This is a genomic window from Mesorhizobium sp. M0898 (genome assembly GCF_040319695.1).
In the GTDB taxonomy this organism is placed as follows: Bacteria; Pseudomonadota; Alphaproteobacteria; order Rhizobiales; family Rhizobiaceae; genus Mesorhizobium.
In genome coordinates, this window is record NZ_JAMYOE010000009.1 from 77,903 (window position 1) to 91,104 (window position 13,202).

The window sequence follows — 13,202 nt, forward strand, 5'->3', positions numbered from 1 at the left end:
GTACACATCATCGTGGAGATCCCCCTCCTTGAAATCAGACTGCTACAGCCCCTCAGCTACACCCGCTCGTAGCCCCACAAGTATCGCACTTCTCGCAAGTCCCGTTCCGCACCATCGTGAAGTTATGGCATTCCGAGCATTCGTTGCCGGTGTAGCCCTGCATCAGTGATTGCTGGCGCCGGTTGGCGGCAAGTGCTTTGGCTTCGGCTGCTTCTTTCGCCGCCTCGTCGGTGAACAGCTCCGTCGGGTCGGAGGCTTCCGCGTAGACGATGTCCTCGACCAGTTCCCTGGCGCGCTCCTCGTAGTCGCGCTTGTAGGCGATGGCTTCGTCGCTGGCCGGCTTCAGCGTCAGCACGTTGGAGCCGGAGAAGGCGGTCGGGGCGGTACGGGCCGGAGTTCCGGAGCCGGAACCCGCAAAGCCTTTCGGCTCGGCGCCCATGCCCGACACCAGCTTGACCGGCGAGGCACCGCGGGTCAGGCCCTTGGAGAAGGGCGTTGCCTTGCCTTCGTTGATGCCGCGCCCGAGCGCAGTCTTGTCGAAGTCCGACTGATCGACATGGGCGAGGTCATGACGGCCGAGATAGGAGACGGCGAGTTCGCGGAAGACATAATCGAGGATCGACGTGGCGTTCTTGATGGCGTCGTTGCCTTGCACCATGCCGGCCGGCTCGAATTTGGTGAAGGTGAAGGCCTCGACGAATTCCTCGAGCGGCACGCCATATTGCAGGCCGAGCGAGATGGCGATGGCGAAGTTGTTCATCATCGCCCGGAAGGCGGCACCTTCCTTGTGCATATCGATGAAGATCTCGCCGAGGCGGCCGTCATCGAATTCGCCGGTCCTGAGATAGACCTTGTGGCCGCCGACGACCGCCTTCTGGGTATAGCCCTTGCGGCGGTTCGGCAGTTTCTCGCGGTCGCGGTAGAGACGCTCGACGACGCGCTCGACGATCTTCTCGGTCACCTGCACGGCGCGCTGCGCGGCCGGCGCCGCGATCAGCTGCTCGATGGCTTCGTCCTCGTCGTCTTCGACGTCGGCAAGCAACGAGGCGTTGAGCGGCTGCGACAGCTTTGAGCCGTCGCGATAGAGCGCGTTGGCCTTGAGCGCCAGCTTCCACGACAGCATGTAGGCGCCCTTGGCATCTTCCACCGTTGCGTCGTTCGGCATGTTGATGGTCTTGGAAATGGCGCCGGAAATGAAGGGCTGTGCCGCCGCCATCATCATGATGTGGCTGTTGATCGACAGCGAGCGCTTGCCGATCTTGCCGCACGGGCTGGCGCAGTCGAACACCGGCAGGTGTTCGGCCTTCAGGAACGGCGCGCCTTCCAGCGTCATCGCCCCGCAGACATGGATGTTGGCGGCCTCGATGTCTTTCTTCGAGAACCCCAGCGCCGGCAGCATCTCGAACGAGAAATCGTTGAGCTGCTCATCGGTGAAGCCGAACGTCTCCTTCACCCAGTCGGCACCCAGCGTCCACTGGTTGAAGACGAACTTGATATCGAAGGCCGACTTCAGCGCCGCATTGAGCGCTGCGATCTTTTCGTCGGTAAAGCCTTTTGCCTTGAGCGAGCCGGGGTTGATGCCCGGCGCCTGGTTGAGATTGCCGTGGCCAACCGCATAGGCCTCGATCTCGGCGATCTGGGCCTCGGAATAGCCGAGCGTACGCAGCGCTTCGGGCACCGCGCGGTTGATGATCTTGAAATAACCGCCGCCGGCCAGCTTCTTGAATTTTACCAGCGCGAAGTCGGGCTCGATGCCGGTGGTATCGCAATCCATCACCAGGCCGATCGTGCCGGTCGGCGCGATCACCGTTGCCTGCGCGTTGCGGTAGCCATGCTCCTCGCCGAGCTCGATGGCGCGGTCCCAGGCGGCCTTGGCATGTTCGGCAAGCTCCTGCTGCTTGAGATCCGAGGCGACCAGTGGCACCGGGTTGACGGCAAGCTTCTCATAGCCGTCTCTTTCGCCATAGGCCGCGCGGCGGTGGTTGCGCATGACGCGCAGCATGTTCTGCGCGTTGCGGTCGTAGTCGGGGAAGGCGCCGAGCTCGGCGGCCATTTCGGCCGAAGTGGCATAGGCCGTGCCGGTCATGATCGCGGTGAGGGCGGCGCAGATGGCGCGGCCCTCGTCGGAATCATAGGGAATGCCGGAGGTCATCAGCAGGCCGCCAATATTGGCGTAGCCGAGGCCGAGCGTGCGGTACTCGTAGGAAAGCTTGGCGATCTCCTTCGAGGGGAACTGCGCCATCATGACGGAGATTTCCAGCACCATGGTCCACAGCCGCACCGTGTGCTCGTAGGCTGATATGTCGATGGTGCCGTCGGTGTTGCGATAGGGCAGAAGGTTGATCGAGGCCAGGTTGCAGGCGGTGTCGTCGAGGAACATGTATTCCGAGCACGGGTTGGACGCCCGGATCGCACCGGCCGAGGCGCAGGTGTGCCAGTCGTTCATCGTCGTGTTGAAATGCAGGCCCGGATCGGCCGATGCCCAGGCGGCATAGCCGATCTTTTCCCAGAGATCGCGCGCCTTCAGTGTCTTCAGCACCTTGCCGTCCTTGCGGGCGGTGAGATGCCAGTCGCCGTCCTGCTCGACGGCGCGCAGGAAATCGTCCTTCAGCGACACCGAATTGTTGGAATTCTGGCCGGAAACGGTGAGATAGGCGTCCGAATCCCAGTCGGTGTCGTAGGTCTTGAACGACATCGAGGTGTAGCCCTGCCTGGCGAACTGGATGACGCGGTAGATGTAGTTCTCCGGCACCGCGTCCTTCTTGGCCGCCTTGATCTCGCGCTTCAGCGCGGTGTTGACCGCCGGGTCGAAGCAATCGTCGCCATTGCCTTCGCAGTTGATGCAGGCCTTCATGATCGCTTCGAGATGCTTCTTGACGATCTTCGAGCCAGTGACCAGCGAGGCGACCTTCTGCTCCTCATTGACCTTCCAGTCGATGAATTCCTCGATGTCGGGATGATCGGCGTCGACGATGACCATTTTCGCGGCGCGACGCGTCGTGCCGCCCGACTTGATGGCGCCCGCCGCGCGGTCGCCGATCTTGAGGAAGCTCATCAGCCCCGACGAGCGGCCGCCGCCGGACAGCTTTTCGCCTTCGCCGCGCAGGAACGAGAAGTTGGAGCCGGTGCCGGAGCCGTATTTGAACAGGCGCGCCTCACGCACCCACAAATCCATGATGCCGCCCTCGTTGACGAGGTCGTCCTGCACGCCCTGGATGAAGCAGGCATGCGGCTGCGGATGCTCGTAGGAAGACTTCGACTTGGTCAGCTTGCCGGTGAACGGGTCGACATAGAAGTGGCCCTGGCTCGGGCCGTCGATGCCATAGGCCCAGTGCAGCCCGGTGTTGAACCATTGCGGCGAGTTCGGCGCGACGCGCTGGGTGGCCAGCATATAGGCGAGTTCGTCACGGAAGGCGCGCGCGTCTTCCTCCGACTTGAAGTAGCCGCCCTTCCAGCCCCAATAGGTCCAGGTGCCGGCAAGCCGGTCGAAGACCTGGCGGGCGTCGGTCTCGGAACCGTAGCGCTCGGCTTCCGGTAGCTTGGCCAGTTCAGCCTCGTCGGCGATCGAGCGCCACAGGAAGGAGGGGACTTGTGTCTCTTCGACCTTCTTCAGCCGTGCGGGAACACCCGCCTTGCGGAAATATTTCTGCGCCAGGATATCGGCGGCAACCTGGGAGAACTGCGCCGGCACGTCGATGTTGTCCAAGCGGAACACCACCGAGCCATCCGGATTCTTGATCTCCGAAAGCGCCTTGCGGAATTCGATCTTCGAATAGGCAGATTGTCCTGGCTTGGTGAAACGACGCTCGATGCGCATTGGTCCGGTCCCTTTTGTCTACATATAGCGCTTTTCCCAGAGGATTTCTGCCCTCTTGACGAAACGCGCATGTCCGCCATCTGCCGGCGTTCGAAAACCGCCGGCTCTCATCGTCACAGTCTCCGCCGCCCTGCCGGTCGAACCTCTTGCGAGGCCGCTGTCCAACGCGCACACGGACCCTGTGGGTCCCTCAAAACTGAAAACTTTTTGTAACGCCCTCGATCGAGGGAAATTCACATTATCTAGCGTCGAACCTACCTGCAAACACTAAATATAGTATTAACAGACAATTTATTCAAGTCCGACAATCCTCCCCTTTCGCCCCCCAAGGCTTCAAAATCCCACGCCTTCGCCGGCCTCGTAAACAGGCGGGAATGCGGCTCAAAACGCACATATTCCGGGAAAAAGACCGGCCTCGAAACTTTTCCGGTCGCACTCTCAACAGGAGCGCATGGCCTATAAAAGGCGACTCGTTTTGCGCCGTCAAGGATTCGTTTGCGTAGCTTTTATGACCCCCACATCTTGTGTGTCACATATGTGGATAACGGGGATAGAAGCGGAGCGCAGCGAGGAAGGTTCGGCTCTGGGTGGAGGCGCTTCGGCAACGACGTTCACAGCACCTGAGCGAATAGGCTATGCGCGACTGAGACTCAGGAGAACCGATGCGGATCCGCGCAGAAATGGGCGATGATCTGGCTGAGGTCGGGTTCGTTGACCATGCGCACAGCCTCGGCGGCGCTGACCCATTTGCGGGTGCGTGCCCGCTTTTCCTTCCATCGGTCGGCGACCTTGTCGACCTGCAGCGGGAAGACCAGCACCTCGCACGGCACTTCCTCGCCGGAATCCAGCAGCTTGGCGTAGAAATAACGGCCGGCCTCGTGATGCGAGATCGTGCCGCGCAGCCCGGCCTCCTCGCCCGCTTCGCGTGCCGCCGCTTCACAAAGCGGCTCCTTTGCTTCCGGCCAGCCCTTGGGAAGCACCCAGCGGCCGGTATCGCGGCTGGTGATCAGCATGATTTCGACGCCGTCCCCGCTATCGCGCCAAGGCAGGGCTGCAACCTGCAGGCGGTACGGCACCGCGCCTAAGAGTCGCCGGACCCTTTCGGCCTTATGGTTGTGCGTCGTTGGCCTCGTCAACATCGGAGAAGCTTGCCCCAGCTTCCAGAATCATTTGCCGTCTCACGAATCTTAAGGCTAATCGTGAGCAATAAAAGTAAAAAATCTTTCATGGACCAGCGAAATTGCGCCAATTTGCGCCGGTCCCACCCAAATGGCGCGACCGCGTGAGCATCGCGCCGGCATTTGTCGGTCGCGGATGGTGCCTTGGGCGACCGGCTGCAATGAGCGGCGTTGCCGCGAATCAGCCGGCGTGGTCGTCGGCGATCGGCTTCTGGTAGGTGAAGCCCATGTCCCAGGGGAAATAGATCCAGGTGTCCTGGCTGACCTCGGTAACGAAAGTGTCGACCATCGGCCTGCCTTTCGGCTTGGCATAGACGGTGGCGAAATGCGCCTTGGGCATCATCGCGCGCACGATGCCCGCCGTCTTGCCGGTGTCGGTGAGGTCGTCGATGATCAGCACGCCGGCCCCGTCATCGGCGAGCAGCGCCGGCGTGACCTCCTTCAGCACCTGCAATTGGCCCTGGCTGGTATAATCGTGGTAGGAGGCGACGCAGACCGTCTCGATGATGCGGATGCCAAGTTCGCGCGAAATGATAGCCGCCGGAACCAGGCCGCCGCGCGTGATGCAGACGATCGCCTTCCATTGCCCCTTGTTGGCGCCGGCAAGCCGCCAGGCGAGCGCGCGCGCATCGCGGTGGAACTGGTCCCAGGAGACCGGGAAGGCTTTTTCGGGCAGGGACATCTTTCGCGCACTCCGCAAAGCGCGCATCGCGCGCAGACACTATGGAATGCGCGCGGAATTAACTGGAAAGGCTTGGCTTTGGCAAGGGCGCGGCAAAGCGATTGTCCCGCCAGCTATCCCTGTGAACCTACCGCGACAGGAAAGCCGCCACCGGGGCGGTGCGCAGCACCGTTCGCGTCACGCCGCCGAACAGCAGCTGGCGCAGCCAGGAATGGCTGTAGGCGCCGAGCACGAGCAGGTCCGCACCCGACTCGGCGACCCTGGTCTGGATGATGTCGTCGACCGAGGCGCCGCCGGACCTCAGCACCGAGACGCTGACGGTCGCGCCATGCCTGGACAGCGAGGCGGCGATCTCGGCGCCGGCTGTTTCCGGCGCCTCGTCGAGCGTATCGGGCGGGTCGATGACGACGATGTCCGTCTTTTCGGCCTCGATAATGAAGGGCAGGGCATCGAAGGCCGCGCGCGCGGCTTCCTTGCTGCCGTTCCAGGCGAGCAGCACATGCTTGAAGCTGGTCACCAGCGAACCCGAATGCGGCACCACCAGCACCGGCCGGCCGGCATCGTAGACCAGCGTGTCGACGTCGGCGCTCGGGTCGCTGCCCGATTCGCGCTGCGCGGCGATGATCAGGTCCGCGGTGCGAACGGTCGAGATGCCGGTCAGCGCACTGTCGCCGGAAAAACTCTCGAGACTGCGCCACTCGAACGACAGGCCGGAATTCTCGATGCGCTTGTGAAAGGCGGCCTGCAACTTCTCGGCGCGCTCCCGGTTCATGTCGGCGGAAACCTGCAGGAACTCGGTGTCCGGAAAGCCGGTGGCAGAGGTGTAGGGCACGGGCAGCGCCTCGGCATGGATGCCGATCAGATGGCTCTGGAATCGGCTGGCCAGCGGGATCGCGCAATCGAGGACGCGCTCGGCATCCGGTTCATTCTGCAATATGGCGACGATGGTCTTGAAGCGCATGGCAGTCCCTCACTTCATACGGCGATCCCACTCGTGACAAACGTCACTGCGCGAAGCTGGTTCCGTCAGGCCGGCCGATCAGCCCACTCGGCTTTCCTTGATCAAGCCTGCCACCATAGCCTCTACGTCGGCGCGTGCGGAGTCCAGCGCCTGCTGGCTGCGGGCGCGCACCACCAGTTCCGTCCAGAACTTGCCGTCGCCATATTTCGGGTAGGAGCCGATGATCGTGTCCGGATGCGCCTTCTGGATGTCGCCCAGCGGCCCGCCGATCAGGCCTTCGCCGAACGGGCATTCCACGGTTGCCGACAGCATTTTGGTGCCGGCCCGCAATGTCGGCACGACATTGTCGAGCATCGCCTGGAAAATCGCCGGCACGCCGGCCATGACATGGACGTTGCCAATGCGAAAGCCCGGCGCAACCGACACTGGATTATCGATGTGGTCTGCCCCGCGCGGCATCCGCGCCATGCGCTTGCGCGCTTCGGTGTATTCGATGCCGCGGGCGGCGTAGCTTGCCTCCAGCAGGGCGTAGGCCTTGGCGTCGTATTCGCATGGCACGCCAAAGGCCTTGGCAACCGAATCGGCGGTGATGTCGTCATGCGTCGGGCCGATGCCGCCGGTGGTGAAGACATAAGTATAGCGGGTGCGCAGCGCATTCACCGCAGCGACGATCTCGTCTTCCTCGTCCGCAACGATGCGCACTTCCTTCAGGTCGATGCCGATCGCCGTCATGATCTCGGCGAGGTGGCCGATGTTCTTGTCCTTGGTGCGGCCGGACAGAATCTCGTCGCCGATGACGAGCATGGCGGCGGTGACGATTTCGGTCATGGCAGGCTCCGGCAAACGGGTCGCCTGAGATAGCGCGGCAAACGGCCGGCGGCAATGCCGCCAAACGACGGATCCACCTGTGCCACCTCCCTTGCAGTGGAGCCGTCGGCGGGTGATGCTGCGCGCTGGTTTGGGCGCTGAGTGAAAAATGCCGGTATCAATTCTGCTATGGCTACCCGGCGCGCTGTTTCTGCTGGCGCTCGTCGTGGCAGCCTATCCGCTGCTGGCGACGCTGCGGATCGCGGCGAAGGCCGAAAGGCTGGTGCCGGCCAGTGGCAAATTCATCGAGATCGACGGCAACCGCATCCATTATGTCGAGACGGGCGAGGGGCGGCCGATCGTCTTCCTGCACGGCCTCGGCGCGCAGCTTCATCAATTCGGCCACACGCTGTTCGGACGGTTCGGCCCGGACTATCGGCTGATCGCGCTCGACCGTCCGGGCTCCGGCTATTCGGTGCGGGCCAGGGCCGCCAGCGGACGGCTGTCCGAGCAGGCCGAGGTCGTGCGGCATTTTATCGACGCGCTTGGGCTGGAAAAGCCGCTGGTCGTCGGTCATTCGCTGGGTGGCGCCATCGCGCTGACGCTGGCGGTCGAGCATCCAGAGGCGATTTCCGGCATCGCCTTGCTGGCACCGCTGACCCATCTGGAGCCGGACGCGCGCGAGAAGTTCGGCCCGCTGTACATCAAGTCGCCGCTGCGGCGCCGGATCATGGCTTGTACGGTGGCGATCCCGGCGGCTCTCAAATATGCCGAAGCGACGCTTGCCTTCATTTTCGCGCCGCAGACGGCGCCGGCCGACTATATGGTCGAGGGCGGCGGCTGGTGCGGGCTCAGGCCAAGCCATTTCTACGCGACATCGACCGATGTCGTGGCGATCGCGCACGACCTTGGCCGCATCGAGCAACGCTATGGCGAGATCACCTTGCCGGCCGGCATTCTGTTTGGTGCTTCCGATCGCGTGCTGGGCATCGATATCCACGGCTGGCCGCTGATGGAAAAGATCAGCGGGCTCGATTTCGAACCTGTCGAGGGGCTTGGCCACATGCCGCAATTCGTCGAGCCGGAACGGGTCGTCGCTTTCATCGAACGCATTGCCGACCGCGCATTTGCGCCGAAGTCCGACACCAGCAGCTGACACCCTCCCGGAACACGGTCTCGGCCGGCCGGGTGCCCGCCCCGGGCATCCCGGCCGCCGGGGAATACCTCCGAACTTAATCACGTCGGCTATTCCTTCACGGCTCCGGTCATCGAGGAAACATAGTGCTCGACAAAGAACGAATAGAGCACCACCACCGGCAGCGAGCCGATCAGCGCTCCCGCCATCAGCGCCCCCCATTCATAGACGTCCGAGCGCACCAGCTCGGTGAGCACGCCGACCGGCACAGTCTTGTTTTCGGACGACTGGATGAAGGTCAAGGCGTAGATGAACTCGTTCCATGACAGCGTGAATGCGAAGATGCCGGCGGAAATCAGCCCCGGTACCGACAGCGGCAGCACGATCTTGGTGAGGATCTGCCAGCGGCTCGCCCCGTCGATCAGCGCGCATTCTTCCAGCTCGAACGGGATCGAGCGGAAATAGCCCATCAGCAGCCATGTGCAGAACGGGATCAGGAAGGTCGGATAGGTGAGGATGAGCGCGAACGGCGTGTCGTAAAGCCCAAGGTTGAACACCATCACCGACAGCGGAATGAACAGGATCGAGGGCGGCACGAGATAGGCCAGGAACACCGCGAGGCCGACCTGCCGCGCCCCGGAGAACCGCAAGCGCTCGATCGCGTAGGCAGCGAACACCGCAGCCAGCAGCGACAGGAACGTAGCGGCGGTCGAGATGATGATCGTGTTGAGCAGCCAGCCCGGGTAAGACGTCTCGAAGAGCAGGTAGCGGATATGCTCGAGCGTCGGATGCACCACCCAGAACGGATTGAAATTGGCGTAGTCGGTCATCTCGAGGTTGGGCTTAACCGCCGTGATCGTCATCCAGTAGAACGGAAACAACAGCACGATGACGAAGATCAGCAACGGCAGGTAGACCGTCACCACGCGGCGCGGCAAACTCTGCAGGTAGCCCATGCCGCCTTCGTCGAGTTCCGGGCGTTTGCTCGTTTCGATCGCGGTCATGTCAATCTCCGCCGCCCTGCTGCCATTTGCGGCGCTGCAGGCCAAAATAGCTGAACAGGATCGCCGCCAGCAGGAACGGGATCATGGCGACCGCGATTGCGGCGCCTTCGCCAAGCTGGCCTCCGGAAATGCCGCGCTGGAACGACAGCGTCGCCATCAGGTGCGTGGCGTTCACCGGCCCGCCGCGTGTCAGCACATAGATCAGCTGGAAGTCGGTGAAGGTGAACAGCACCGAAAACGTCATGGTGATGGCGATGATCGGCGTCAGCAGCGGCAGCGTCACATAGCGGAACAATTGCCAGCGGCTGGCGCCGTCGAGCGTGGCGGCCTCGTAGAGCGACTGCGGAATCGTCTGCAGGCCGGCAAGCAGCGTGATCGCCACGAAAGGAATGCCGCGCCAGACATTGGCGGCGATGACCGAAGCCCGCGCATTCTCCGGATCGCCGAGGAAGTTGATGCGATGGTCGATCAGGCCCATTTCCATAAGCGCCCAGGACAGGATCGAGAATTGCGAATCGTAGATCCACCAGAAGGCGATCGCCGACAGCACCGTCGGCACCACCCAGGGCAGCAGGACGATCGCGCGGAAGAACGACTTGAACGGCAGGTTCTGGTTGAGGATAAGCGCCAGCCACAGGCCGAGCACAAACTTCAGGACCGAGGCGCTGATCGTGTAGAGCAAGGTGTTAAAGACGGAGAGCCAGAAGACGGCGTCATCCCACAGATATTCGTAGTTCTCGATACCGATGAAGATGCCGGGGCGGCCGATGCGGGCATCGGTGAAGCCGAGCCAGACGCCGAGTCCGAGCGGATAGGTCAGGAAGACCAGCAGCAGCGCCGCCGCCGGCAGCATGAAGCCGAAGCCAAGCGCGTTATGACTTTCGGACACGAACGTCAGAATGCGCGACAGCGCCGACCGGCGTGGCTGAGCGGCAGCGGAGGTCACGGCCATGGGTCGGCTCCTCTAAGGTCTCATTGAACGGCCGGGCGGCCATGCGCGATTCGAAGCCGGGCAGCATGGCTGCCCGGCTTAACCCGGCTCAAACGCGATAGTAGCGGTTTGCGCGCTTCTCGGCTTCTTCCATCGCTTCTTGCGGCGTCGCTTGGCCTGTCACCGCCTTGGCGAACATGTCGACCAGCACATAATCGGCCATGGTCGCTGCCGAGGCATAGCCAAGCGGGCCGGCATAGCCGTTGGGCCGCAGCGTCGCCGAGGCCTTGGCGTAGGCGGCATTGTTCGGATCGGCCGTCCACACCGGGTTGTTGTCGAAGGCTTTGAGCGTCTGGCAGCAATAGCCTGCCGACGACGTGATCCACTGCGACATTTGCGGATCCTCGAACATGAACTGCAGGTAGGCCTTGGCGGCGTTGGGATAGGGCGTGTAGTCGAAGATCACGGCCGTGGTCACCTGGAACAGCTCGACGGATTTCCCGACCGGGCCGATCGGCAGGTTGGTGGTGCGAATGTCCTTGGCTATTTCAGCCAGCTTCGGATCATTGTCCTTGTTGATCTTGGCCGTGTTGTACGCGGAAATCCCATTGGCGATGACACTGACTTCGCCGGCCAGGAAGGCGCGGTTGTTGTTGACGTCGAGCCAGCTTTCGGTGCCGGGAATGAAGGTCTTGTAGAGTTGCTGCGCGTATTCGATCGCCTTGAGCGTCTCCGGGCTGTTGATCGTTACCTTTCCGCTCTCGTCGACCATCTGGCCGCCGTGGCTCCACAGCAGCCAGTGAGCGTAGTTGTTGCCGTCGCCGACGCCGTGGCCGTGCGTGAAGCCGGCCGGATGTCCCTTCGCCTGCAGCGCCTTGCAAAGTTCGAGCAAGCCTTGAGTGTCCTTGGGAAACTCCGAAAAACCCGCTTCTTTCACCCAGCTCTCGCGGTAGACGATGGCATTGCCGATGGTGGCGAGAGGCAGGCCGAGGAATTTGCCCTCCCGCGTCGCATACTGGTGCGGTCCGTCGTACCAGCCGCCATATTTCGAGCCGAGATATTCACCCAATTCCGTCACGTCGTGCAGCTTGTCGGGATATTGATGCGGGTCGTCGAACCAGACGAACATCAGGTCCGGACCGGAGCCGACATTGGCGGCGACCGCCGCCTTGGGGCGGATGTCCTCCCAGCTTTCCTTGTCGACACGGACCTCGACGCCGGTCGCTTCGGTGAAGCGTTTGGTGTTGGCCAGCCATTGATCCTCGTCGCCCTGCACGAAAGGCGACCAGCGCAGCAGCCTGAGCTTGGCGCCGTCCTCGGGCTTGTATTTCAACCCCTCCTGGGCAAAGGCGGGAGAGCCGATGAGCCGGCTTCCCAAGGCTCCCGCCGCAACGCCGGCGGTGGTGCGGATCACGTCGCGTCTGGTGAATTTCATGCTCGCTTCCTCCTGCTTATTGTCCTTGCCGTCCTACTGCCCGATGGGCGTTTCGAACCGCTGTCCGGTTTCGCCGTGAAAGAGGTGAATGAGGCCAGGCTCGGCCGTAAGCCGGATGGTTTCGCCTGGCGTGAAGGAATGGCGTTCGCGGAAGTTGGCGACGATCTCCTCGCCGCCGGCGGTGCGGCCGATGAGCTGCACTTCGGACCCTGTCGGCTCGACCACCACGACGGTGACCGGGATGCCCTGATGGTCGGACAGCCGTAAATGCTCGGGCCGTATCCCCAGCACGACCGGCTCACCATTGCCGATGGAAAGTGCCGAGGCCAACGGGACCGAAATCCCGCCGGCGCCGCGAAATGACGGCGAGCCGTCGCTTACGATCTCGCCCCTGAGCATGTTCATGGCGGGCGAGCCGATGAAGCTGGCGACAAACAGATTGTTCGGCCGGTCGTAGAGCTCGAGCGGCGGCCCGATCTGCTCGACGATGCCGTCATGCATGACGACGATCTTGTCGGCCATGGTCATCGCCTCGATCTGGTCGTGGGTGACGTAGACCGTCGTCGTCTTCAGGCGCTGGTGCAGTTCCTTGATCTCGGCGCGCATCTGCACCCGGAGCTTGGCATCGAGATTGGACAGCGGCTCGTCGAACAGGAAAACCTGCGGATCGCGCACGATCGCCCGGCCCATGGCAACGCGCTGGCGCTGGCCGCCGGAAAGCTGGCGCGGATAACGGTCGAGCAGCGGCACCAGTCCCAGGATTTCGGCCGCGCGCCGCACGCCGGCATCGCTCTCCGTCTTGGGAACGCCCTTGAGCATCAGCGAGAACGCCATGTTCTCGGCGACCGTCATATGCGGATAGAGCGCATAGTTCTGGAAGACCATGGCGACGTCGCGCTCCTTTGGCGCAACGTTGTTGACGACACGTTTGCCGATCGCGATCTGGCCGCGCGAGATCTTTTCCAGGCCGGCGATCATCCTGAGCAGGGTCGACTTTCCGCAACCCGAAGGACCGACCAGCGTGACGAACTCGCCGTCGTCTATGTCGACGCTGACCCCGTGCAGGACCTCGACGGTCCCAAATGATTTGTAGACATCGCCGATCGCGACAGACGCCATCGATCTCCTCCCGATTGATTCCCGCAACGACTTCGAAGGAAACCGCTTTCCTGCCTGGCCCGCGACGGCGCCCAGGCTCCTCCCCGGTCACGCGCGATGTGAGACGGTAGCGCTACCAAATCGACCTGTAAAG

General features: G+C 62.7%; 10 protein-coding genes. 1 reads left to right on the forward strand and 9 read right to left on the reverse strand.

Going from position 1 to position 13,202, the window contains the following annotated elements; translation table 11 throughout:
• Nucleotides 1-52: 52 nt before the first annotated feature.
• The 5 genes from NKH90_RS13200 to NKH90_RS13220 all read right to left on the reverse strand — a co-directional run bounded on the left by NKH90_RS13200 (nt 53) and on the right by NKH90_RS13220 (nt 7,466).
• The gene (locus tag NKH90_RS13200; protein ID WP_352819693.1) at nt 53-3,817 is read right to left on the reverse strand and encodes a vitamin B12-dependent ribonucleotide reductase; all 3,765 of its coding nucleotides are present in this window, start codon (nt 3,815-3,817) and stop codon (nt 53-55) included.
• Between the two features lie 650 nt (nt 3,818-4,467).
• On the reverse strand, nt 4,468-4,956 hold the full coding sequence (locus NKH90_RS13205; RefSeq protein WP_352819695.1) for an NUDIX hydrolase: 489 nt from the start codon (nt 4,954-4,956) through the stop codon (nt 4,468-4,470).
• Between the two features lie 220 nt (nt 4,957-5,176).
• Complete coding sequence (gene gpt, locus NKH90_RS13210; protein ID WP_023674762.1) at nt 5,177-5,677, reverse strand: xanthine phosphoribosyltransferase; 501 nt, start codon at nt 5,675-5,677, stop codon at nt 5,177-5,179.
• Between the two features lie 127 nt (nt 5,678-5,804).
• Nucleotides 5,805-6,638, reverse strand: coding sequence for a universal stress protein (locus NKH90_RS13215; RefSeq protein WP_352474045.1), 834 nt, complete (start codon nt 6,636-6,638; stop codon nt 5,805-5,807).
• Nucleotides 6,639-6,716: 78 nt separating this feature from the next.
• Complete coding sequence (locus tag NKH90_RS13220) at nt 6,717-7,466, reverse strand: competence/damage-inducible protein A (protein WP_352766769.1); 750 nt, start codon at nt 7,464-7,466, stop codon at nt 6,717-6,719.
• A 148-nt stretch (nt 7,467-7,614) separates the two neighbouring features.
• On the opposite strand from NKH90_RS13220, the gene NKH90_RS13225 reads away from it, so the two are divergent.
• The gene (locus NKH90_RS13225; RefSeq protein ID WP_352819697.1) at nt 7,615-8,601 is read left to right on the forward strand and encodes an alpha/beta fold hydrolase; all 987 of its coding nucleotides are present in this window, start codon (nt 7,615-7,617) and stop codon (nt 8,599-8,601) included.
• 89 nt (nt 8,602-8,690) lie between these two features.
• On the opposite strand, the gene NKH90_RS13230 is transcribed toward NKH90_RS13225, so the two are convergent.
• From NKH90_RS13230 to NKH90_RS13245, 4 genes are all read right to left on the reverse strand, one after another.
• Nucleotides 8,691-9,584, reverse strand: a complete 894-nt coding sequence (locus NKH90_RS13230) for a carbohydrate ABC transporter permease (protein ID WP_023674766.1) — start codon at nt 9,582-9,584, stop codon at nt 8,691-8,693.
• Nucleotide 9,585: 1 nt separating this feature from the next.
• Complete coding sequence (locus NKH90_RS13235; protein ID WP_502893743.1) at nt 9,586-10,437, reverse strand: carbohydrate ABC transporter permease; 852 nt, start codon at nt 10,435-10,437, stop codon at nt 9,586-9,588.
• A 187-nt stretch (nt 10,438-10,624) separates the two neighbouring features.
• On the reverse strand, nt 10,625-11,950 hold the full coding sequence (locus tag NKH90_RS13240; protein WP_352819699.1) for an ABC transporter substrate-binding protein: 1,326 nt from the start codon (nt 11,948-11,950) through the stop codon (nt 10,625-10,627).
• Nucleotides 11,951-11,983: 33 nt separating this feature from the next.
• Entirely contained in the window at nt 11,984-13,069 is a 1,086-nt protein-coding gene (locus tag NKH90_RS13245; RefSeq protein WP_352620649.1) for an ABC transporter ATP-binding protein, read from the reverse strand.
• Nucleotides 13,070-13,202 lie beyond the last annotated feature (133 nt).